At 70.4% G+C, this 22531-nt stretch carries 24 protein-coding genes; 3 read left to right on the forward strand and 21 right to left on the reverse strand.

Annotated features, from left to right (window positions below; translation table 11 throughout):
* Positions 1 to 10 precede the first annotated feature (10 nt).
* From pyrH to ACWDXC_RS00345, 4 genes are all read right to left on the reverse strand, one after another.
* Positions 11 to 709 carry a UMP kinase gene (pyrH, locus tag ACWDXC_RS00330; RefSeq protein WP_246646054.1) on the reverse strand — a complete coding sequence of 233 codons (699 nt, stop codon included), beginning with the start codon at positions 707 to 709 and terminating at the stop codon, positions 11 to 13.
* A gap of 231 nt (positions 710 to 940) precedes the next feature.
* The gene (gene tsf, locus ACWDXC_RS00335) at positions 941 to 1774 is read right to left on the reverse strand and encodes a translation elongation factor Ts (RefSeq protein WP_449976460.1); all 834 of its coding nucleotides are present in this window, start codon (positions 1772 to 1774) and stop codon (positions 941 to 943) included.
* A gap of 788 nt (positions 1775 to 2562) precedes the next feature.
* On the reverse strand, positions 2563 to 3486 hold the full coding sequence (rpsB, locus tag ACWDXC_RS00340; RefSeq protein ID WP_449976463.1) for a 30S ribosomal protein S2: 924 nt from the start codon (positions 3484 to 3486) through the stop codon (positions 2563 to 2565).
* Between the two features lie 238 nt (positions 3487 to 3724).
* Complete coding sequence (locus ACWDXC_RS00345) at positions 3725 to 4327, reverse strand: ArsR/SmtB family transcription factor (RefSeq protein ID WP_219510003.1); 603 nt, start codon at positions 4325 to 4327, stop codon at positions 3725 to 3727.
* A 111-nt stretch (positions 4328 to 4438) separates the two neighbouring features.
* Here ACWDXC_RS00345 and ACWDXC_RS00350 point away from each other — a divergent pair, with 111 nt between their 5' ends.
* On the forward strand, positions 4439 to 5701 hold the full coding sequence (locus ACWDXC_RS00350) for an MFS transporter (protein WP_449976465.1): 1263 nt from the start codon (positions 4439 to 4441) through the stop codon (positions 5699 to 5701).
* An 86-nt stretch (positions 5702 to 5787) separates the two neighbouring features.
* On the forward strand, positions 5788 to 6627 hold the full coding sequence (locus tag ACWDXC_RS00355; RefSeq protein ID WP_449976468.1) for a M23 family metallopeptidase: 840 nt from the start codon (positions 5788 to 5790) through the stop codon (positions 6625 to 6627).
* Positions 6628 to 6649: 22 nt separating this feature from the next.
* On the opposite strand, the gene ACWDXC_RS00360 is transcribed toward ACWDXC_RS00355, so the two are convergent.
* Both ACWDXC_RS00360 and ACWDXC_RS00365 read right to left on the reverse strand, forming a co-directional pair.
* Positions 6650 to 7555, reverse strand: a complete 906-nt coding sequence (locus ACWDXC_RS00360) for a tyrosine recombinase XerC (RefSeq protein ID WP_449976470.1) — start codon at positions 7553 to 7555, stop codon at positions 6650 to 6652.
* Between the two features lie 642 nt (positions 7556 to 8197).
* Positions 8198 to 9193, reverse strand: coding sequence for a hypothetical protein (locus ACWDXC_RS00365; protein WP_449976472.1), 996 nt, complete (start codon positions 9191 to 9193; stop codon positions 8198 to 8200).
* Positions 9194 to 9760: 567 nt separating this feature from the next.
* Between ACWDXC_RS00365 and ACWDXC_RS00370 the strand changes: the two genes are divergently transcribed.
* The gene (locus tag ACWDXC_RS00370; RefSeq protein ID WP_449976474.1) at positions 9761 to 10264 is read left to right on the forward strand and encodes a hypothetical protein; all 504 of its coding nucleotides are present in this window, start codon (positions 9761 to 9763) and stop codon (positions 10262 to 10264) included.
* A gap of 60 nt (positions 10265 to 10324) precedes the next feature.
* Here ACWDXC_RS00370 and dprA read toward each other — a convergent pair whose 3' ends face one another.
* From dprA to ACWDXC_RS00445, 15 genes are all read right to left on the reverse strand, one after another.
* On the reverse strand, positions 10325 to 12151 hold the full coding sequence (gene dprA, locus ACWDXC_RS00375; protein ID WP_449976477.1) for a DNA-processing protein DprA: 1827 nt from the start codon (positions 12149 to 12151) through the stop codon (positions 10325 to 10327).
* 43 nt (positions 12152 to 12194) lie between these two features.
* Entirely contained in the window at positions 12195 to 13949 is a 1755-nt protein-coding gene (locus ACWDXC_RS00380; protein ID WP_449976480.1) for a YifB family Mg chelatase-like AAA ATPase, read from the reverse strand.
* Positions 13950 to 14303, reverse strand: a complete 354-nt coding sequence (locus ACWDXC_RS00385; RefSeq protein ID WP_219511891.1) for a YraN family protein — start codon at positions 14301 to 14303, stop codon at positions 13950 to 13952.
* A gap of 243 nt (positions 14304 to 14546) precedes the next feature.
* The gene (locus ACWDXC_RS00390) at positions 14547 to 14870 is read right to left on the reverse strand and encodes a DUF2469 domain-containing protein (protein ID WP_219511909.1); all 324 of its coding nucleotides are present in this window, start codon (positions 14868 to 14870) and stop codon (positions 14547 to 14549) included.
* 39 nt (positions 14871 to 14909) lie between these two features.
* Positions 14910 to 15578: a ribonuclease HII gene (locus ACWDXC_RS00395; protein ID WP_219511925.1), complete on the reverse strand. Its 669-nt coding sequence runs from the start codon at positions 15576 to 15578 to the stop codon at positions 14910 to 14912.
* 45 nt (positions 15579 to 15623) lie between these two features.
* On the reverse strand, positions 15624 to 16214 hold the full coding sequence (gene lepB / locus ACWDXC_RS00400; protein ID WP_449976485.1) for a signal peptidase I: 591 nt from the start codon (positions 16212 to 16214) through the stop codon (positions 15624 to 15626).
* Positions 16211 to 17074, reverse strand: a complete 864-nt coding sequence (lepB, locus tag ACWDXC_RS00405) for a signal peptidase I (protein ID WP_219511964.1) — start codon at positions 17072 to 17074, stop codon at positions 16211 to 16213. The genes lepB (ACWDXC_RS00400) and lepB (ACWDXC_RS00405) overlap by 4 nt, the downstream gene beginning before the upstream one ends.
* A gap of 141 nt (positions 17075 to 17215) precedes the next feature.
* Entirely contained in the window at positions 17216 to 17578 is a 363-nt protein-coding gene (gene rplS / locus ACWDXC_RS00410) for a 50S ribosomal protein L19 (protein ID WP_219511985.1), read from the reverse strand.
* Between the two features lie 138 nt (positions 17579 to 17716).
* Positions 17717 to 18499 carry a tRNA (guanosine(37)-N1)-methyltransferase TrmD gene (trmD, locus tag ACWDXC_RS00415; RefSeq protein WP_449976489.1) on the reverse strand — a complete coding sequence of 261 codons (783 nt, stop codon included), beginning with the start codon at positions 18497 to 18499 and terminating at the stop codon, positions 17717 to 17719.
* A complete protein-coding gene (gene rimM, locus ACWDXC_RS00420) occupies positions 18496 to 18999 on the reverse strand; it encodes a ribosome maturation factor RimM (RefSeq protein WP_449976491.1) in 504 nt (167 codons plus the stop codon). The genes trmD and rimM overlap by 4 nt, the downstream gene beginning before the upstream one ends.
* Before the next feature lie 69 nt (positions 19000 to 19068).
* Entirely contained in the window at positions 19069 to 19314 is a 246-nt protein-coding gene (locus ACWDXC_RS00425) for an RNA-binding protein (RefSeq protein WP_043634919.1), read from the reverse strand.
* A gap of 1 nt (position 19315) precedes the next feature.
* Positions 19316 to 19756 (reverse strand): 30S ribosomal protein S16, encoded by a 441-nt coding sequence (gene rpsP, locus ACWDXC_RS00430; RefSeq protein WP_364180351.1) that lies wholly within the window; start codon positions 19754 to 19756, stop codon positions 19316 to 19318.
* 196 nt (positions 19757 to 19952) lie between these two features.
* Positions 19953 to 21500: a signal recognition particle protein gene (ffh, locus tag ACWDXC_RS00435; protein WP_219512020.1), complete on the reverse strand. Its 1548-nt coding sequence runs from the start codon at positions 21498 to 21500 to the stop codon at positions 19953 to 19955.
* A 56-nt stretch (positions 21501 to 21556) separates the two neighbouring features.
* Positions 21557 to 22171: a GTP-binding protein gene (locus ACWDXC_RS00440; RefSeq protein ID WP_219512022.1), complete on the reverse strand. Its 615-nt coding sequence runs from the start codon at positions 22169 to 22171 to the stop codon at positions 21557 to 21559.
* On the reverse strand, positions 22125 to 22526 hold the full coding sequence (locus ACWDXC_RS00445) for a DUF742 domain-containing protein (protein WP_219512024.1): 402 nt from the start codon (positions 22524 to 22526) through the stop codon (positions 22125 to 22127). The genes ACWDXC_RS00440 and ACWDXC_RS00445 overlap by 47 nt, the downstream gene beginning before the upstream one ends.
* Between the last annotated feature and the right edge of the window lie 5 nt (positions 22527 to 22531).

The raw sequence follows: 22531 nt of genomic DNA on the forward strand, positions 1-22531 counted from the left end.
GCTCGCACCCTCATTTGCCTGCGGGACTCACCAGCGTGCCGATTTTCTCACCGCGGACCGCACGCAGGATGTTGCCCTCGCCCATCAGGTCGAAGACCACGATCGGCAGGTCGTTGTCCTTGCACAGGCTGATCGCGGTGGCGTCCATGACCGCCAGGTCACGAATCAGCACCTCGCCGTAGTCCAGGTGGTCGAACCTCACCGCATCGGGATTCTTCCGTGGATCGGAGTCGTAGATCCCGTCCACCTGGGTGCCCTTGAGCAGCGCCTCCGCGCCGATCTCCAGGGCCCGCTGGGACGCGGCGGTGTCGGTGGAGAAGTACGGCGAGCCGAGCCCGGCGCCGAAGATGACCACGCGCCCCTTCTCCAGGTGCCTGATCGCCCGGCGCGGCAGGAACGGCTCGGCGACCTGCTGCATGGTGATGGCGGTCTGCACGCGCGTCTCGACGCCGCGCCGCTCAAGGAAGTCCTGCAGCGCGAGGCAGTTGATGACCGTGCCGAGCATGCCCATGTAATCGGCGCGGGCCCGGTCGATGCCCCCCTCCGACAAGGTCGCGCCGCGGAACATGTTGCCGCCGCCCACCACGACCGCGACCTGCACGCCCTCGCGCACGGCCTCGGCGATCGAATCGGCCAGCTGCTCGACCACGCCGGGGTCGATGCCCAGCGGCTCGCCGCCGGCGAACGCCTCACCCGACAGCTTCAACATCACCCGCTTCCAGCGCAGCGGACTCTGGTTCCGGGACGAAGAAGCCGCCGACGTGGCGGGCTCCTGACTGTCCTGCACGGCGGCGGCCTCCCTCTATTGGCGGTTCTGTTGGACTTGCTCCGGCCGGTGGGGCGTTCAGCCCCGATCCGACCGAATTCCACGCGTTACGTCGCGTGATGTCGCACCGGAACCGGCCTGGGCCGGTGCGACGCCGGAGAACTTCGCTCCAGCCTATGCCTGGCCGACCTTGAACCGGACGAAAGCCAGAACCTGCGCGCCGTTCTCCTCGGCGTACTTGCCCACGCTCTTCTTGTTGTCCTTCACGAACGCCTGCTGGAGCAGCGTGAAGTCCTTGTACCAGCCGTTGACCCGGCCCTCGACGATCTTGCCGATCGCGGCCTCGGGCTTGCCCTCCTCGCGGGTCATCTCCTCGAAGAGCTTGCGCTCCTTCTCGATGACCTCGGCCGGCACGGCGTCCGCGTTCAGGTACTGCGGGGCCATCGCGGCAGCGTGCTGCGCGATGTCCTTGGCCACCTCGGGGTTGGCCTTGTCGAGCTGCACGAGCACGCCGACGGCCGGCGGCAGCGCCGGGTCGGTGCGGTGCATGTAGGCGCCGATGTAGCCGCCCTCCAGCACCTTGAAGCGGCGGATCTCGATCTTCTCACCGAGCGCGGCGTTGGCCACGTCCAGGTGCTCCTTGACCGTCTTGCCGTCGAAGGACGACTCCAGCAGCGACGGCACGTCGGCCGGCTTGGTGGCCAGCACGTGCGCGACGACCTGGGAGGCCAGCTCCTGGAAGCGCTCGCCCTTGGCCACGAAGTCGGTCTCGCAGTTGAGCTCGAGCAGCGCCGCGGCGGAGTCGCCGTCCTGCTGGAGCGCGACCAGGCCGTTGGAGGCGGTGCGCGCCTCGCGCTTGCCCACGTCCTTGGCGCCCTTGAGACGGAGCAGCTCGATGGCGCGGTCGAAGTCGCCCTCAGCCTCCTCAAGAGCCTTCTTGCAGTCCATCATGCCTGCAGCGGTGATCTCGCGAAGCCGCTTGACGTCGGCCATGTTCACGGAAGCCATTGCGTTTTCCTCGTGGGATGTCGTCGTGGGTTGTTCGTCGTGGAAGGGGTGGGGGCCGCCCACCCGCTTGTCGGTACGGCACCGGGTGCCGCACAGAAGCCTCTCGATGGGCCCGGGAGCCATACCCTCTGCCCCGGGCCGTGCCCTTCGACCCTCGCCCGGGGGCTCCCGAACCGCTTCACCGTCTCATCCGCGGCCCCTGAGCCCGACCCATAAGCCGTACCGCCCTGGATCGTGAGCCCTGAGCCGTGGCCCGTGAGCCGTGGGCCGTGGGCCTTGGACCGTGGCCCGTGAGCCGTGGCCCTGGACCGTGGCCTTGTGGGGCCTCGGGACCCTGGGCCTCGGGACCTTGGCGGTCACCCGCCCGAACCCCGCGGCCCGCCGTACTGCCGCCTGCGACCCCGGCCCTGCGCCCACCTGCGTCGGCAGACCGACCGAACGTGCGGTCAAGCGCCCCGCCACCTGCGGCGGCCCGCCGATCCCGGCCCGTGGCATCCACCGACCGGAGCCTGCGGCGGCCCACCGGTCCGGCTGCTCGCCGCTTGCGGCGGCCTGTCGGCTGCGGCGGGCTCACCCCGGGTGCCACCTGTGGCGGCCACTCGCGGCGGCCACCGAGCCGGCCGGCGGCGACCCGTCGGCCCGAGGACGGTGGCGAACCACCACCCCGAGCGCCTGGCCCGCCGATCCGATGCCCCCGGCGTCCCGGTGGGCGTCCGGCCGACCTCTCGATCAGCCGGACCCCGGAACCCCTGGCCCGGTCCGGACCCGAAGGCCCGGGCGGGAAGGCGTCAGGCCTGCTGCTCGGTCTCGGCGGTCTCGCCCTCGGCGGGAGCCGCCTCAGCCTCGGGAGCGGCCTCGGCGACCGGGGCCTCAGCGGCCGGAGCCTCGGCGACGGCCTCCTCAGCGGCGGGCGCCTCGACCGCGGCGGCCTGCTCGCCACCACCCTGCTCGATGAGCTCGCGCTCCCACTCGGCCAGCGGCTCGGCGGCGGCCGGCTTCTCGTCGCCGCGGGCGGCGCCGGAACGGGCCATCAGACCGGCGGCGACACCGTCGGCCACGACGCGCGTGAGCAGCCCGACGGCGCGGATGGCGTCGTCGTTGCCCGGGATCGGGTAGTCGACCTCGTCGGGGTCGCAGTTGGTGTCGAGGATCGCGACGACCGGGATGCCAAGCTTCTTGGCCTCGCTGATCGCGATGTGCTCCTTCTTGGTGTCCACGATCCACACCGCGCTGGGCACGCGGCCCATGTCACGGATGCCGCCGAGCGTGCGCTCGAGCTTGTCCTTCTCGCGGCGGCGCATGAGGAGCTCCTTCTTGGTGAGCCCCGACGCGGCGACGTTGTCGAAGTCGAGCTCCTCGAGCTCCTTCAGACGCTGAAGCCTCTTGTGCACGGTGGAGAAGTTGGTGAGCATGCCGCCCAGCCAGCGCTGGTTCACGTACGGCATGCCGACCCGGGCGGCCTGCTCGGAGATGGCCTCCTGAGCCTGCTTCTTGGTGCCGATGAACAGGATCGTGCCGCCGTGGGCGACGGTCTCCTTGACGAAGTCGTACGCACGGTCGATGTACGACAGCGACTTCTGCAAGTCGATGATGTAGATGCCGTTGCGCTCGGTGAAGATGAAGCGCTTCATCTTCGGGTTCCAGCGGCGGGTCTGGTGGCCGAAGTGAACGCCGCTCTCGAGCAGCTGTCGCATGGTGACGACGGGGGCCATGTGCTGGTCCTCCAAGTCAGGGCGCCCCGCGAGTGGGCGCGATTCTCGGTTGTGCCGCGGCAGCCGGCGAGCTACCGCCCTGATGCCCCGGAACCGCTCCAGCCGGGCCGAGGCCCGGACCGATGGTGCGGTCCTTCGTGAGGCATGCGAAGTCGGCCTGTGGTCACAGGCCATCGAAAAGTCTACCTCCCATGCCACCCCGGCCTGACCGTCGAGGTCAACCGGCGGCGCGCACGGCTCAGCCACCGGCGTCGTGGTCCTCGCTGGGCAGCCCGGGCACCGGCCGGTCGGCTTGCGGGAACAGGCTCACCTGCGCCTCCGCCACCCTCGCCCCGGGTGGCGCGTCCTCCGGGCTGCGGTGACGGGCGATGTACGGGGCGAGCAGCTTCTCGATGTCGGCGTAGAGGCGTCCCATCTCCTGCGCGTCGAGGCGCAGCGTGATCCGGCTGAAGCGGCTCGCGTCCCGCCATTCTTCGGGCTCCTGCGGCAGGTTGGACAGGGCCCGTTCCAGCTCCTTCTCGGCGTCCTTGCGCACCGCCCGGATGAGCAGGTCCTTGGCCTCCCGCACCTCGGGCCGGTCGCCGGGCAGGATGCCGATCGCGAGGGACCTGTCGACGGCCTTCCACAGCCGTTCGCGCCCGTCGCCGCGCGGCGGGGCGTCCTCCACGAAGCCGTACTTGGCCAGCATCCGCAGGTGGTAGCTGGCCGCGCTGGGGGTGATCCCGGCGTCCTCGGCGACCTCGGTGGCGGTCGCGCTCCTTCCGGCGCCGAGCCGGTTCAGTATGGCCAGCCTGGCTGGATGGGCCAGTGCCCGCATCGCCTTCGGATCGTCCAGCTCCATGCGCCAACGGTACCGGGACATTCGTGAAAGGTTGCCTTCACAACTCTGAAGGACTACTTTCAGAGTTGTGAAGGGTTCCCTTCACAACTCTGCATCCTCTTGGAGTCCCCCATGACCGGCGCGCCCCACACCGATTCCCCGCTGCCAGGCCCTCCGCTGTCCGACCTTCCTCTTCGCAAGCAGCGCGACTACCGGCTGCTCTGGTCGGCCCGTACGATCTCCATCACCGGCTCGGAGGTCTCCAAGCTGGCGATCCCCCTGACGGCGGTCACCCTCCTGGCCGCCGGCCCCGCCGAGATGGGCATCCTGACCGCCGCCGCCTCGCTGCCCGCCCTGCTGTTCGGCCTCCAGGCAGGAGCCGTCGCGGACCGCCTCCGCCGCCACCGTCCTCTGATGATCGCCTGCGAGCTCGTGTCGGCCGTGGCCGCCGTGACCGTCCCCGTGGCCTGGCTGCTGGGCGTGCTCACGGTCCCGTGGCTGATCGTCGTCGCCCTCGTGATCGGCACCGCCGGCGTCACCTTCCGCGCGGCGAACTTCCCCCACCTGGCCGCGATCGTCCCCGAGAACCAGCGGACCAGCGCCCTGGCCGGCTTCCACGCCTCCTACTCGATGGCGTCCGTGGCGGGCCCCGGCCTCGCCGGCCTGCTGGTGCAGATCCTCACCGCACCGCTGGCCGTGCTCGCCGAATCGCTCTCCTTCCTGGGCTCGGCGCTGCTCCTGCGTTCGATCCGCACCCCCGAACACGCCGAACCCGCCCCCACCCGCGGCATGTGGCGCGACATCGTCGAGGGCCTGCGCACGAGCATCACCATCCCGACCCTGCGCGCCCTGCTCGGCGCCGGCGTCACGATCAACTTCTTCGCCATGGCCTACACGGCCGTCCACATCCTCTACATGGTGAACACCCTGGGCATCCCCCAGGGCCTGCTCGGCGTCCTCATCGCCCTCAGCGGCGCCGGCGGACTGCTGGGCGCCTGGGTCACCACCCGCCTGGCCAAGCGCTTCGGCGAGAACCGGATCCTCCTCGGATCGGTGCTGTTCTTCCCCCTGGAGATCCTCGCGGTGGGCCTCCTCGACGGCGCCCTCTGGTGGAAGCTCGTCGTCCTCGCCACCACGGGCGTCCTCACCGGCGGCATCGTCGTCGCCTTCGCCACCTGCATGGGCGCCATCACCCTGCGCGACTCCCCCACCGAACTCCGGGCCCGCGTCAACGCCACCATGACCTTCGCCGTCCAGGGCGTCATGGCCCTCGGCGGCCTCGCAGGCGGCCTCCTCGCCGAGGTCCTGGGCCTACGCCCCGTGATCTTCATCTGCGCGGCGGGCATCGCCCTCAGCACCGCCTGGATCTGGGCCTCCCCGCTCCGCTCCCGCTGAGCCCTTCCCCTTATCCGCAGAACGCCTTATCCACAGAACCCCGCTCGGCCCCCCGCACCCCCCTGCCCCCGCCGCAGACTCCCCCCATGCCCCGCCGCCCCTCACCCCGCACCACGCTGAAGCTCCTGGCGATCATCCTCGCCCTGACCTGCGCCGTCCTCATCCCCACGACCCCGGCCACCGCGGACCACCCACCCTGGCGCTGGCCCCTCGACGGCACACCCCGCATCCTGAGCCGTTTCGCCCCACCCCCGGCCCCCTGGCTGGCGGGCCACCGCGGCGTGGACCTGGCCGCTCCGGCAGCCACCCCCGTCCTCGCCGCAGGCCCGGGCACGGTCGGCTTCGCCGGCCCCGTGGCAGGCCGCGGCGTGGTCACGGTCGACCACGCGGACGGCCTCCGCACGACCTACCTCCCGGTCATCCCCGCCGTACGCCGAGGCGACCCCGTAGCGCTCGGAGACCGCCTGGGCGCCATCGCCCCTTCACCACCGCCGCACTGCCCCGAGTCCTGCCTGCACTGGGGCCTCAAACGCGACACCACCTACCTCGACCCGCTCCTGCTCCTGGCCCAAGCCCCCGTCCGCCTCCTCCCCTTCTGGCAATCCCTGCCTCCGGCCCGGAGCCAGGCATCACCCCTCAGCCCAGAGACGGAACAACCCCGAACACCGACCCCAACTCCAGGACCGGAACAACCCCCCGTCCCACCGCTCCTCCCCCGCTCAGCCTCAACCCCGGCACCCCCGCCCATCGCCCTGGCAGCCCTCGTCGGCACCGCCCTTCTCCTCTTCCTCCTGATCCGCCGCCACCGCCCCCGCCCACCAGAAGGCAGACACTCCAAGAGAAGAACGCCCACCGCCGATCCCCCGCCCACCCCCACCGGCCAGCACCGTAAGCCCCGCCGCCCCCGCCGCCGCCCACCCCGCTGAGCACCTGCAGGAGGTCCCGCCGTCACGCCCTCGGATGCGCCTGCCGATAAGCGCTACGCAGCCGTTCGATCGACACATGCGTGTACACCTGCGTACTGCTGAGCGAGGCATGCCCCAGCAACTCCTGCACGCTGCGCAGATCCGCCCCACCCTCCAGGAGATGGGTAGCCGCGCTGTGCCTCAACCCATGAGGCCCCATGTCGGGCGCCCCTTCCACCTGCCGCACCCGCGCATGCACCACCCGCCGGACGGTCCCGGCATCGATGCGCCCGCCCCGCACCCCCAGGAACAACGCCGCCCCGGACCCCGGCCGCACCCACAACGGCCGCCCGTACACGCACCACCCGTCCAACGCCCGCATCGCCGGCCCCCCGACCGGCACCGCCCGCTCCTTGCGCCCCTTGCCCAGCACCCGTACGACCCGCCGCTCCCGATCCACGTCATCCACATCCAGCCCGCACAACTCGGATACGCGAATCCCGGTGGCATACAGCAGCTCCAGCAGAGCCTGGTCACGCAGATCCTTGGGCTCCCCCTCCACCGGCACGTCCAACACCCGCCGCGCCTGCTCCTGATCGAGCACGGCAGGCAACTGCCGCGGCGCCTTGGCCGTCCCCAACAGCAACCCGGGATCGCTGCCGAGCCACCCCCTGCGATGGCAGAAGGCAGTGAACGTCCGCACACAGGCCGACCGCCGAGCCAACGTCGCCCGCGCCTTCCCCGCGTCATGCTGCGCCGCCAACCACCCCCGCAGCGCCACCACATCCAGCGCCTCCACCGCCCCGCCCACATAAGCCAGCAGCTCGGCCACATCCCCCAGATAGGCCCTCACGGTATGAGGCGACAAATCCCTCTCAAACCGCAAATAAGCCTCAAATTCCGCAACAACGTCCCCGACCGCAGGCCCATCCCCCACAACCGCCTCCATTTGCTAGCAACTAACGGAACGCACGCCTGAACACCACTCCCAGTCTGCCCCGCGCCCCCAACCTTCACCGCACCTCCACCCGCCTACCCGAAGCCAAGCTCTCCCCCTTCCTCGCACCTACATCCGCTACACCAAGGCGCCCGCCCACTGCCTGCATCCCCAGTTCGGCTGCTACCAGCAAGGGCGCCTCGCGAGCCCGCTGGCCACGGCGAGCACGGGCTACGGTTGCCTCGGCCACCGCGGACTACCGGTTTGCGGTGGTTCGGGGCCAGCGCGGATTGCCGGTTGCGGTGGTTAGGGGCCAGCGTGGATTGCGCGGGCCCGATGCCAACGCGGATTGCGATGCTTCGGGGCCTAGACACGGGGCGTAGTAGCCAAGAGCCAGCACTGGAAGCGGTGGCCGGGGCGGCACTTCGCGGTGGCCGGAGGCGAGACGCGGGACGCACCGGCCGGAGGCGCGACGCAGGACCCACTGGCCGAAGGCGAGACGCGGAGCGCACTGGCCAGAGGCAAGACGCGGGGCGCAGTGACCGGAGGCGAGGCGCGGAGCGTATTGGCCGAAGGCGTGATGCAGAGCGCACTGGCCAGGAGCGCGGCGAGGCGGCGACAGGACCAGCGGCCGTTGCAGAGCCCCCTCAGAAGTCAGCCGACAGTCGAGGCACGCCCTTCCCCGCTATGCGAGGCACGCCCCGCCGCTACCAGCACCACAGCAGCCGCAACAGCAGTGAGCGCCGCCAGCAGAGCGCCGGCAGCCAACGTCAGGACGTCAGGCCGGATCAAGGGCTGAGCACGCAACGCCTGCCAGGTGAGCAAAGCGATCAGGCCGGTGTAGCCAACGGCGGTCACACCGATCAGCCGAGCACGAGTCCGGTCGTCACGTAAGAGCGGGTAGCGAGCCGCCAGAGCAGCCAGCAACAGGGCGCCGATCAACATGACCTGAAGCCCATGCAATCCGACGAAATGAGGAATCCGCAGGTCACCACCCGTGGTGCTCCACTCCGTCAAAGGCAGGCCGGGGCCGCCGTCGGGCACGCCCACGCTGTGCCCGCTGCTCAGCAACACCCGCTCACCCCCGGTGGTCAGCGCGATCTCCGCCTTCCCCTGCATAGGGATGAGAAAGCCCAGGGCCATGCCGACGACGGCCAGCGTGAGCCCCGCGTGAATCGCCCGGCTCATCGCACGATCGGCATGGACGCGCTGTACGGCCAGAATGACCGCGAGCGCGATGTTGGCCAGCATGATCAGAAGCACCCCGTTGCCGAAGATGACCTGCATGACTCTCTCGGCCGATTCGGTGGACTTGTTGAAATGGCTGAAGGTGCCGCGAGCAGCCTGGATCGCAACGATGGCGGTGTCGACGAACCCGGTGACGGCGAAAACCGTGGCCAGCCCAGAGGTCCATTTGCTGCCCCGATGAGGCAGAGACAGCATCCAGGCCAGCGTGGTCCCGTAGACGGCCATCGACACCGCGAACTTGAACGGCTTGAGCCACACGGGAGCCCCCAAAAGCACCCGGCCATCGACCCCGAGCCCAACCGCCGAGACGACCAGCAGCAACAGCATCGAGGCGACCATCAGCATCAGCGGCCGATGCCACCGCGCCACCCGGCGAAGCAGCGGACCAAGAACAGCGGACACGGCACCTCCTGGAGGACAACCGGAGCTACGCCCAGAGTCCCCCTCACCGGATGCGGACACATTCCCGCACACCCCCGGCTTGCAGGGAGGCCAGCCCTACCACCAGCCCTCCCGGCTGAAGGCCGCCCACCTGAAGCCGACATTAGGCAACACCCGCGCGGAAAACGGTCCACACGGAAGCCGATCCACACGGAAGCCGATCCGTGTGGAAGCCGATCCCCACGGAGAACCCCCACCGGGAAGCGGCCCGCATGGATGGCGCCCCGCACGAAAACGCGCCGCACGGAAACGGCCCGCACGGATGGCGCCCCGCACAGAATCGCGCCGCGCGGAAACGGCCCGCGCGGAGGGTGCTCCGCACGAAAACGCGCCGCACGGAAACGGCCCATACAGAAGGCAACCTGCATAGAAGGCGGCCCGTACAGAAGGCGGCGGGTTTCGAGCGGGCGACAGGGCGGGGACCTTCAGTTGCCGTGTCGAAATGGCCGGTCCCAGCGCCAATCAGAATGTCTGCGTTGAGCTTTACGATCACGGCTCATGACGGAACCCCTGCCTAGCGCTCACACCATGACCATCGCCCTCGGTGTCGATTACGGCCTGGCGTACCTGCTCGACGACTATGACGAGACGGACATCCCCGAGCGCTTAGGTCATGACGATGAAGGGCAACCTCTTGGGATCATCAGCGTGATGGAAGGCGCTGCCTTGCTGACCATTGGCACGCACTACGGCAAGGTGCGGTTCGACGTTCAAGTGGCGCCGTCCGAGCCTGATCCGGACCTGGACGCGTACGAGGACATCGTGGAGATTGGCTTCACCTCGGCGACGGGGAGCGTTTCGCTTCATGAGTGGGGAGACGAGGAGATTTACGCGCTCCCGCCCCTTCCCTCCGGTCCTGGTCAGTACCGATTGCGGTATCACGTTCATGGTTTGGACGAGAGCCACTGCGATTGTTACGAGGAGCAGGCGCCCGATCGCTACTTCCTGCAGATCTGGCCGTCCGGCAACTCCGTGGCCCGGGTCGTCAAGAGCACGAGCCGGCGGCACCGGAGGTCGATACGCGCCGATTGACGAAGCTATCCCTGCTCAGGGGTACGGGACGCGGCGCGCTCGACGTACCGCGAAGATCGATCATGGCGGCTCCTGGCGGGGTGAGGGGATCATCTGATTCTCCGGGTTATAGGGCTGCGCCGCGGGCGTCGGTGAGGGGAGCGGCGTCTCGTCCTCTTGTGAGCTGGCGTTGGGCGGGGGCGTGAGCGCCGGAGATCCGGTGCGGGGTGAGGGGATGGGAGTGGGCCGTCCCTCGGGGGAAGCCGGGCGAGGAGGGGAGGTTCGCTCGGGTGTGGCGGAGGCGTCGGGCAGTGGGCGGTCCGAAGGGACGGGTGATCCGGCCGATCCGGGTGGGCGAGCGGGTGTTTGAGCTGATCCAGCGGGCGGCTCCGATGGCGCAGCGTCCCGTTCCGACGGGACGCTGGGTGGGGCGGCGCGCTGCTCGGAATGCACCCTGGGCGATTCCGGTGAGACAGCGTGCTGTCCGGAAGGGACGCCAGACGGCCCTTTAGAGACGGCGCCCTGCTCTTGAGGCACCCCGGGCGGACTCGGCGAGACAGCGCGCTGCCCCGAAGCATGCTGCCCGAAAGCGTGGTGCCCGGAGGGGACGGCGTGCTGTTCCGGAGGGGGCGTGGGCTGGTCTACGGCGGTGGGGGTGGCTTTGGGGTAGACGGGCGAGGGGGGTTTGCGGATGCGCCAGCCCTTCGGGACGCGTTCGACGTAGCCGGCGGCCGCTAGGGAGCCCAGGGCGCTCAGGGCAGTGTTGAGGGGGACGCCGGCGGCCACGGCGATGGTGGCTGGACCGGCGCCACCTCGCGACGGGATGGCGTCCAGGACGGCGCGGGTCTGGGGTGACAGGGCGTCTCTGGGGAGGGCGGGGGCGCGCTGGGGCGGGGCGAGGTCCTCGCCGATCGTGCCGACGAGTTCGATGAGCTCTTCGGGGGAGGTCACGCAGACGGCCTTCTGCTCTCTGAGGAGGCGGTGGCAGCCCGCGGACTGGGCCGAGGTGATGGGGCCGGGGACGACGGCCAGGTGGCGGTCGAGGGTGAGGGCGTGGGTCGCGGTGTTGAGCGCGCCGCTGCGCAGGGCGGCTTCGATGACGGCCGTGCCCCGGGAGAGTGCGGCGATCAGGCGGTTGCGGATGAGGAAGCGGGCTCGGGTGGGGTGGACGCCCGGCGGGCACTCGCTGACCAGGACGCCCTGGTCTCGGGCGGCGGCGAAGAGGGGATGGTGTTCGGCCGGGTAGGGGATGTCCACGCCGCAGGCCAGGACGACGACCGTCGGGGAGTCGGCGGCGAGGGCGCCTCGGTGGGCGGCGGCGTCGATGCCGATCGCACCGCCCGAGATGACGGTCCAGCCTGACTCGCTCAGGCCGATGCCGAACTGGGCGGCGACATGGGCGCCGTAGGGGGTGGCGGCTCGGGCGCCGACGACGGCCGCTGATCTGAGGCAGGAGAAGCGGAGGTCGGCGTTGCCGTGGAGCCACAGGCCGAGCGGGCGGCCGGGGCCGAGCTGGTCGAGCTGGGTGGGCCACTCCGGGTCGCCGGGGATGACGAGCCTGGCTCCGGCCTGGTGGCCGGCGGCGAGGTCCGCCGGGGGGTCGGCGGCGGTCAAGCGGGCGTGCCAGGTGGCCAGGCGGGTGTGCCAGGTGGCAAGGCGGTGGCTCAGGTCCCCGGGGCGGTCTCCCGGGCGGTCTCCGGAATGGTCTCGGGGGCGGTCTCCGGAATGGTCTCGGAGGTGGTCTCCGTCGGCCGGGAGGGGGTCGCCGGGGTCGGGGAGGCGCTGGGCGCGTACGGCTTCGGCGGTCCGGACGGCGCCGTAGTGGGAGACCAGGCGGCCCATCGCGGTGTCGCCGGCGTCGGCGGCACGCATGAGGGCGGCACGGGCCTCGTGGTCGGGGGTGTGCACGGTGGGTCTCCTGGAGACGGAAGGTGGACGAGAAAGGGGCGGGTCAGGGGGTCAGGCCGAGCCACAGCGCCAGGGCGGCGGAGGTCTCGTCCTCGTCGGGGCGGTCCTTGCCGGCCAGGTCGGCGAGGGTCCAGGCGACGCGGACGACGCGGTCGAGGCCGCGCGCGCTGAGGGTGCCGGAGTCGAGGCAGCTCGTGATGGGGCGCATGGCGGCGTCCGGCGGACGGTAGTCGGCGTGCAGGGTCGACGAGGGGATCTCGGCGTTGGTGCGCCAGGGGGTGCCGGCGAAGCGCTTGGCGGCGCGCTCACGGGCCAGCAGGACGCGTTGGGCGACCGTGCGGCTGGACTCGACGAACTGCCGGTCGGCCAAGAGCTCGCGCCTGCTGGAGCGGGCCACGGTGACCTTCATGTCGATGCGGTCGAGCAGCGGGCCCGAGAGCCTGCCCAGGTAGCGGCGCCGGACCGTGGGCGAGCAGTGGCAGCTCTCGCCCTGGTCCTGGGGCTGGGCGCAGGGGCAGGGGTTGGCGGCCAGCACCAGGATGAAGCGGGCCGGGAACGTGACCGAGCCCGCCGATCTCGCCACCGTGACCTGGCCCGACTCCAGCGGCTGGCGGAGCGAGTCGAGGACGTGGCGCGGGAACTCCGGTGCTTCGTCCATGAACAACACGCCCCGGTGGGCGAGGGAGATCGCGCCGGGGCGCACGACCGTGCTGCCGCCGCCGATGACGGCCGCGGCGGAGGCGGTGTGGTGGGGGTTGACGAAGGGCGGGCGGCTGACCATGGGGCTGTTGGGCGGCAGGACGCCCGCAACCGAGTGGATGGCCGTCACTTCGAGCGCGTGGTCGAGCTCCAGGTCGGGCAGCAGGGTGGGGAGGCGTTCGGCCAGCAGGGTCTTGCCGGTGCCGGGCGGGCCGAGCATCCAGAGGTTGTGGTTGCCCGCGGCGCAGACCTCCAGGGCGCGTCTGGCCATCGGCTGGCCGACCACGTCCGACAGGTCCAGGTCGGGGCGGGCGGCGGGGGCCGGGCCGCTGGCCTCCGCCTGGGCGGCGGGCCCGGAAGCCTCGGCGGACGCCGAAGCGCCGCCCGAAGCGGACCCCGAAGCGCGGCCCGAAGCGCCGCCCGAAGCGGACGTCGAAGCCGGGCCTGGAGCGGGGCTCGAAGCCGTGCTCGAGGCGAGGCCCGATGCGAGGCTTGAAGCGGACGCCACAGCGGAGCCTGGAGCGGGCGCCACGGCAGGGTCCCTAGCGGGGGCTGCGGCGGGGGCCGGGACGGCGGGTGGAGGGTCGCCTCGGCGCAGCCACTCGACGAGCCGGCGCAGGTCGGCGACCGGGACCACCCGCACGCCCGGCACCAGGGCCGCCTCGGCCGCGTTGGCGGCGGGTACGACCACGGTGGCGGCCCCGTCCCCGGCGGCGCCCAGGACCGACGGGAGCACGCCGCGCACCGGCCTCAGCCGCCCGTCGAGGCCGAGCTCGCCGAGGAAGAACATGTCCGCGACCCGCTGGGCGGGCACCAGCCCGGCGGCGCCCAGGATGGCCACGGCGATGGCCAGATCGAACTGGCTGCCGCGTTTGGGCAGGCTGGCCGGGAAGAGGCTGACGGTGATGCGAGCGTCGGGCCAGGCGTAGTGGCTGTTGACCATGGCCGACCGGACGCGCTCGCGGGCCTCGCTCAGCGCGGTGTCGGGCAGGCCGATGAGGTGCATGCCCGCCAGCCCGCTGCCGACGTCGGCCTCCACCTCGACGGTGCTGCCGGTGACGCCGACGAGGGCGACGCTGCGGGTGGACGCGACCGCCATCTAGCTCACCCCCCGCACGTGACGCAGGGAGTAGTCGCCGGCGAAGCGCTCCAGCGCGATCACGTCGACCCGCACGGTCGCGTAGGGCTGGGGCTGGGCGGCGAGCCAGGTGGCGGCCAGGGCGCGCAGCCTGGCCACCTTCGCGGGGCGGACGGACTCGAGCGCCGTGCCGTGGGATCTGCTCGATCGGGTCTTGACCTCGACCACGACGAGCGTGGCGCCGTCCTCGGCGATGATGTCGATCTCGCCCCGGCGGCAGCGCCAGTTGCGGTCGATGATGGTCATGCCCTGGGAGCGCAGGTAGTCGGCGGCCAGTCGCTCGCCGTGCCTGCCCAGGTCGTTCTTCGCGGCCATGTGGCACCTCCGGGGAGCGACTTTCGCTCATGGAGGCGGGGCCGGCAGCGGCCGAACGGGGTTCTGGGGATAAGTGCGGGGCACCGGGGCCGGGCCTGTGGACGAACGCGTGCGCGCACGCGCCGCCACCAGCCGCCGGAAACGACCAGTCCCCGGAAACGATCAGCTCCAGGAAACCGCCAGCCCAGGAAACGACCAGCCCCGGCAACGGTCAGCCCAGGAAGCAGTCAGCCTCGGAAACGGTCAGCCCGAGAAGCCCTCCTTCGGCATTTCCAGGTCGGCCTTGGCCAATTCCTCGACGTTCACATCCTTGAACGTCACCACCCGGACATTCTTCACGAAGCGCGCCGGTCGGTACATGTCCCAGACCCAGGCGTCCTGCATCTTGACGTCGAAGAACACGTCACCGTTCTCCGCCGTGCGGACTTCCAGGTCGACCGAGTTGGTCAGATAGAAGCGCCGCTCCGTCTCCACCACATACGTAAACAACCCGACGACATCGCGGTATTCGCGGTAAAGCTGCAGCTCCATCTCGGTTTCGTACTTCTCGAGATCCTCTGCGCTCATCGCGGTCCTCCTGTCGTACCGGTCCCCCGGTGTGCCCGGCTAGGCAACGCCGGCCCCCATTTCATTCTCGCCCATCTCCCTGGCCACCGTGACGAACGAGTAACGGTGGTGCGGACACGGGCCGTGCGCCCCCAGTGCGAGGCGGTGTTGTGGTGTCACATACCCCTTGTGCTCGGCGAAACCGTACAGCGGATAGTCGTCGTCCAGCGCGACCATCAACCGATCTCTCGTCACTTTGGCCACGATCGACGCGGCCGCCACACAGGCGGCCACCTGATCCCCCTTCCACACGGCGAGCGACGGCGCCGGCAGGCCCGGCACCGGGAATCCGTCCGTCAGGATGTACCCAGGGTCGCAGGACAGCCGCGCGACCGCCCGCCGCATGCCCGACACATTGCACTTGTGCAGGCCGCGCGCGTCGATCTCGCCGGGCGGGATGATGACGACGCCCACGTGGGCGGTGTCGACGATCCGCTCGTAGAGGCGCTCACGTACGGGCGCCGAGAGCAGCTTGGAGTCGCCCAGGCCGTTGATCTCCTTGCGCAGGATGACCGCGGCGACCACGAGCGGGCCCGCGCAGGCCCCGCGGCCGGCCTCGTCGACCCCCGCGATGGGGGTGAGGCCGCGCCGGGCGAGCGCCCGCTCGTAGGCGTAGATTCCGGAATCACGCCGGACGACGCTCGGTCGAGGGCGGAACGCAACTGTCATGACACACGAAGCGTACGCCCCATTCGCCGCATACCGCGACCGAAGCTACTCGATCTTCGCGAAGCTGTCGGGAGTGGTGAAGATCGTCCCTCTCGACAGCGGCCAGTAGCGCACCACGGCGGTGCCGATCACGTCGTCGACCGAGATGAACCCCTTGCCCGGCTCTTCCATGTGGCTGCGCGAGTCGGCCGAGGCGCTGCGGTGGTCGCCCATCAGCCACAGCTTGCCCTTGGGCACCGTGATGTCGAACTTCTCGTCGGAGGGGAAGTCGTCGGGGAAGAGGTAGGGCTCGTCCAGCGCCTTGCCGTTGATCGTCAGGCGCTTCTTGGAGTCGCAGCACACGACCCGGTCGCCGGCCACGCCGATGACGCGCTTGATCGTGTCCTCACCGTTCCAGCCCTTGAAGACGATGATGTCGCCCCGCCCGGGAGCGCCGGCGAGCTTGTTGACGAACACCCGGTCGTTGATCTTGAGGGTGTTCTCCATCGACTCGGAGGGGATGTAGAACGACCCGATCACGAACGCCTGGAGCACCAGCGCGATCCCCACGCCCAGCACCAGCAGGTAGATCGTCTCGCGGATGCCGCCCTTTTTCTTCTTCTCCACGCCCTCTGCCTTCTCGGTGACGGCCGTCATCGCCTCTTCACCAGCCAGCGCCGACGGACCACGACCAAGGGTACGGCCAGCGCGAATCCGGCGACCAGCGGGGCGGACCCGCTCAGCGCCTGGAGCGCGGGCTGGGCGAACGTGTCGGGGATCGGGATCGTGGTCGCGCGGGAGAACGGCCAGACGATCACGAAGGCGCGGCCGATGACCTGGCTCTCGGGGATGGACCCGCCGCCGGGGTCGCCCGTGTGGGAGCGCGAGTCCAGCGAGACCTGGCGGTGGTCGCCCATCACCCACAGGCGGTTGGGCGGCACCGTGATGTCGAACGGCTCCCGCGAGGGCAGGTTGCCCGGATAGAGGTAGGCGCTCTCGTCGATCGCCACGCCGTTGACGGTGATGCGCTGCTGGGAGTCGCAGCACTTGACGTGGTCGCCGCCGACGCCGATGACGCGCTTGATGTAGTCCTTCTCGCCGGGGACCACGCCGAACGCGGTGCCGACCCAGCGGAAGAAGCCCGCGACGGGGTTGGCCGGCTCCTCGAACTGGAACTCGCCGTCCCAGGAGTCGACGCCGGAGAAGACGACCACGTCGCCGCGCTCGATGTCGCGCGTGTGGTAGACGAGCTTGTTGACCAGCACCCGGTCGTTGGTGAGGAGCGTGTTCTCCATCGACTCGGACGGGATGTAGAAGGCCTGGATGACGAAGGTCTTGATGATCAGCGCCAGCGCCAGCGCCACGACGACCAGAACGGGAAGTTCTTTCCAGAACGACCCCTTCTTCTTCTCTTTCTTCCCGTCTTTTGCCGGCTTCTGAGTGTCTTCGGCGACCACGTCCACCTCGTCCTCGACAGGGCGGCGCGGCGCGCCGTGCTCCTGGCTCTCGCTAGTCATTGCTGACGAGCCTAGATGATGTCCCGGCCCGACAAGCCTCGACCGACGTTACACCGCTCACGAGTCGCTCCACATAAAGGAAAGGGCCCCGCAAAACCGAATGGCCCGCACCTCGGTGCGGGCCATTCGGGGAAAGCATGCTTACTTCGCGGGCGTGCTCTCACGCTTCTCGCGGATGCGGGCGGCCTTGCCGCGCAGGTCGCGCATGTAGTAGAGCTTGGCGCGGCGGACGTCGCCACGGGTCACGAGGACGATCTTCTCGATGACCGGGCTGTGCACCGGGAAGGTGCGCTCGACGCCGACGCTGTAGCTCACCTTGCGGACGGTGAAGGTCTCGCGGGCGCCGCTGCCCTGACGGCGCAGCACGAACCCCTTGAAGACCTGGACGCGGGAGCGGTTGCCTTCGACGACTCGGACGTGAACCTCGAGCGTGTCACCGGGACGGAAGTCCGGCACGTCGCTGCGCAGGGTCGCCTTCTCGAGCTCCTGGATCTTCGTGTGCATGAGAGCTGTTCCTCAAGTCTCGCGAGCACGCGGAGGTCCACCCGGCCTGGGCTCGTGGCGGACACGCTTGCTGATCTGGTGGACCCGGGAACGCTTTCCCGGGCATGGCTGACCAACCACCTGACGATTGGCAACGCTTCAGTGTGCCACATCTTCCGGCGGGAGGCGAAACGACAGCTCGTCGAGCAGCCGCCGGTCGTGCTTGTCGAGCGTCGCGGGGTCGATGGCCGCCGCCAGCTCGGGCCTGTTGGCGACGGTGCGGCGCAGCGCCTCGTCACGGCGCCAGCGGGCGACCTTGCCGTGGTGGCCGGACAGCAGCACGGCGGGCACCTCGTGCCCGCGCCACACCGGCGGCTTGGTGTAGACGGGGCCTTCGAGCAGGTTGCGCATCGCGCCGGGCGCGAAGGAGTCGTCGACGGCCGAGTGGGCGTTGCCGAGCACGCCGGGCAGCAGCCGGCCGATGGCCTCCACCATCACCAGCACCGCCACCTCGCCGCCGGCGAGCACGTAGTCGCCGATGCTGACCTCGTCGACGCGCAGCCGCGTGCCGTACTCGGCCATGACGCGCGAGTCGATGCCCTCGTAGCGGCCGCAGGCGAACAGCAGCCACGGCTCGGCGGCCAGCTCCTGGGCGAGCTCCTGGGTGAAAGGGCGGCCGCTCGGCGTCGGCACGATCATGCGCGGGGCTCCGTCGCCGATGACGTCGTCGAGCGCCTCGCCCCAGACCTCCGGCTTCATCACCATGCCGGGACCGCCCCCGTACGGGGTGTCGTCGACGGTCTTGTGCACGTCGTGCGCCCAGTCGCGGAGCTGGTGGGTGCGCACGACGAGGATGCCGCGCTCCCGCGCCTTGCCGATGAGGGAGACGTCGAGCGGCGCGAAGTACTCGGGGAAGATCGAGATGATGTCGAGCCGGGTCACAGCAGGCCCTCCGGCGGGTCGACGACCAGCCTGCCGCCCTCCGGGTCCACCTCCGGCACCAGGGCCTTCACGAACGGGATGAGCGCGTCGTCCCCGCCGCCCGCGCGCCGTACGACGAGCAGGTCCTGGCCGTGGTGGAGCACGTCGGTGACCTCGCCGACGGGCTCGCCGCCGGTGGTGACGACCGCGAGGCCGATGAGCTGGTGGTCGTGGAACTCGTCGGGGTCGCCGGTCGGCGCCACGTCGGCGGAGTCGATGACCAGCATGGTGCCGCGCAGCTCCTCGGCCGCGTCACGGCCCGCGACGCCGGCGAAGGCGACCAGGAGCATGCCCTTGTGCCAGCGGCGGCTCTCGACGACGAGCGGCCCCCGCCCCGGCGGGTCGGTGGCGATCGACGTGCCGGCGGCGAAGCGCACCTCGGGATCGTCGGTGCGCACCTCGACGGTCACCTCGCCGCGTACGCCGTGCGGGCGGCCTATCCGGCCGACGACCAGCTGCACCTGTACCTCTTTCCAACGCGGAGCGCCCCCATCGGCGGCAACCGATGAGGGCGCGGGAATTTCCTGACGCTAACGGACTGCTTCGTGCAGGTCGAGCAGGTCGACCCGGACGTACTTCCCGTCGGCCAGGGCGTTCACGACGGTGCGCAGCGCCTTGGCGGTGCGCCCACCGCGTCCGATGACCTTGCCCAGGTCCTCGGGGTGCACCCGGACCTCCAGGACGCGCCCGCTGCGGATGCGGCGTGCGCGGACCCGGACATCGTCGGGATGTTCGACGATGCCCTTAACGAGGTGCTCGAGGGCCTCCTCGAGCACGTCAGGCCTCCGCCTCGGCCGGGGTCTCGGCAGGGGCCTCGGCCTCGTCCTTCTTCTTGGCCTTCTTCGGCGTGGTGGCGGCCGTGCCGGTGTCGCCACCGGACAGCGCCTCCTTGGCCGCGGCCTCGTAGAGGGCCTGACGGTCGGGCGCGGGCTCGGCGACCTTCATCGGCGCCGGCGCGGGCTCGCCCTTGTACTTCTGCCAGTCACCGGTGAGCTTGAGCAGCTTGAGCACCGGCTCGGTCGGCTGCGCGCCGACTCCCAGCCAGTAAGCGGCGCGCTCGGCGTTGACCTCGATGCGCGAAGGGTTCTCCTTCGGGTGGTACAGGCCGATCTCCTCGATCGCCCGGCCGTCACGCTTGGTGCGGCTGTCGGCGACGACGATACGGTATTGAGCGTTGCGGATCATGCCGAGCCGCTTGAGCTTGATCTTGACTGCCACGGGTGTGGTCTCTCCTGCATTAGAGCGCGGGTGAGCGGCTCCTCATCGAGTGGGGCACGATGCGAATCCAACTCCAGGGACAAACGCGGCCGGCGGGAGGTGAGAGGGCACCCGCCTGGTCACGGTGTTCCAACATGCCATTGTGCCAGACGCGCGCCACTGCCCCGCACTCCGCACCGGCGTCGCGCGGCAAAAATTACTTCTGGCCCGGCAGCCTGAGCTTGGACGGGTCGAAGCCCGGCGGCAGCTCCATGCCCGGAGGCAGCTTGCCGCCGAGGTTGCCCAGCACGCCGCCCGGCTTGGGCTCGTCGGCGGGCGCCTCCTGGGCCTGCTTGCCGAGGGCCGCCTTGCGCGGGTCACCGCTCACGCGGCGCCCCTTCTTGCCCTTCTTCTGAGCCTTCTGCGCCTTGCCCCGGCCGCCCGGCATGCCGGGGATGCCCATGCCGCCCGCCATGCGCTTCATCATCTTCTGGGCCTCGAAGAAGCGGGTGACGAGGTTGCTGACGGCGCTGACGGTCACGCCGGAGCCGGCGGCGATGCGGGCGCGGCGGGAGCCATTGATGATCTTCGGGTCCTGTCGCTCGCCGGGCGTCATCGAGCGGATGATGGCGGCGATGCGGTCGAGGTCGCGATCGTCGATGGCGTTGAGCTGGTCCCGCATCTGCCCCATGCCGGGCATCATGCCGAGCAGGTTCTTGATCGGGCCCATCTTCTGGACCATCATCATCTGCTCGAGGAAGTCGTCGAGCGTGAAGTTCTCGCCCGAGGTGAGCTTGCCCGCCATCTTGGCGGCCTGCTCCTCGTCGAACGTCTTCTGCGCCTGCTCGATCAGGGTGAGGATGTCACCCATGTCGAGGATGCGGGAGGCCATCCGGTCGGGGTGGAAGGCGTCGAAGTCTTCCAGCTTCTCGCCGGTGGAGGCGAACATGATCGGCCGGCCGGTGATGTGCCTGACCGACAGGGCCGCGCCGCCTCGGGCGTCGCCGTCGAGCTTGGTCAGCACGACGCCGTCGAAGCCGACGCCCTCCATGAACGCCTGGGCCGTGGTGACGGCGTCCTGGCCGATCATGGCGTCGACGACGAACAGGACCTCGTCGGGCCGCACCGCGTCGCGGATGTCGGCGGCCTGCTTCATCATCTCCTGGTCGATGCCCAGGCGGCCGGCGGTGTCGATGATGACGATGTCGTGCTGCTGGCGCCGGGCCTCGTCGATCGACTGGCGGGCCACGGCGATCGGGTCGCCGACGCCGTTGCCGGGCTCGGGGGCGTAGACGGCGACCTGGGCGCGCTCGCCCATGACCTGGAGCTGCCCGACGGCGTTGGGCCGCTGGAGGTCGGCGGCGACGAGCAGCGGCACGTGGCCCTGCTCGCGCAGCCAGCGGGCCAGCTTGCCGGCCAGCGTGGTCTTGCCGGCGCCCTGGAGGCCGGCGAGCATGATGACCGTCGGCGGCGTCTTGGCGTAGCGGAGCCTGCGGGTCTCGCCGCCGAGGATCTCGATCAGCTCGTCATTGACGATCTTGACGACCTGCTGCGCCGGGTTGAGCGCCTGGGAGACCTCTGCGCCGCGGGCGCGCTCCTTCACCTGGGCGACGAACGCCTTGACCACCGGCAGCGCGACATCGGCCTCGAGCAGCGCGATGCGGATCTCGCGGGTGGTGGCGTCGATGTCCGCGTCGGACAGTCGCCCCTTGGATCGGAGGGAGGAGAAGACCGATGTCAGCCGGTCGGATAGCGTCTCGAACACGTGGTTGGCCAGTCCTCGAAAGCGAATGTGGGTCTGGTCTCAGCCTATCCGCTTCGCTAGCCGTTCCAGCCTGGCACGGCCATCCGGACCGAGAGCGCGTGCTCGACCAGGTTGATGAGCGTGCTCTTGACCGAGTCCTTGGAACGGGCGTCGAGCCGCACCAGCGGGATGTGCGGGGCCAGCGTGAGCGCGTCACGCACCTCCGCGTCGGTGTGCGGGTACTGCCCCTCCCAGCCGTTGATCCCGACCACGAACGGGAGCTGGGCCTCCTCGAAGTAGTCGATCGCGGGGAAGCTGTCGGCCAGCCGCCGCGTGTCGACCAGCACGACGGCCCCGATGGCGCCCCGTACGAGGTCGTCCCACATGAACCAGAACCGGTGCTGCCCGGGCGTCCCGAACACGTACAGGATCAGGTCGCGGTCGAGCGAGACGCGGCCGAAGTCGAGCGCGACGGTGGTGGTCGACTTGAGCGGGGTCATGCCGAGGTCGTCGATGCCGGCCGAGGCGTCGGTCATCACGGCCTCGGTCGTGAGCGGCATGATCTCCGACACGGCCCCCACGAACGTCGTCTTGCCCACCCCGAATCCCCCGGCCACGACGATCTTCGTCGAGGTTAGGCCGGGGCTAGAGCCTGCGAAGTCCACTGAGCACCCTTTCAAGCAGGTTGACATCCGGCCTTCCGGCCTCCAGCTGCGGCTGGTGGACGCGGACCAGGCCTTCGGCGGCCATGTCGGCGATCAGCACCCGGACCACGCCCAGCGGCATCCGCAACAGCGCCGAGACCTCGGCCACCGAGCGCACCTGCCTGCAGAGCTGGCTGATCGCCTGGTACTCCGGCGTGATGTGGGAGAACTCCCGGTGCTCGGCCGTGGCCGACGACACCAGCGCCTCCATCGCCAGTTTCAGCTTGGGCGCGGTGCGCCCGCCGGTCACCGCGTAGGGACGGACCGGCGACGCGGGGTCGGAGGCCGGCTGCGGGGGCGGCTGAGGGTCCCAGCCGCCGGTGTTCCATCTGGGGTCCGTCACCTACA

Source organism: Nonomuraea sp. NPDC003214, assembly GCF_053590035.1.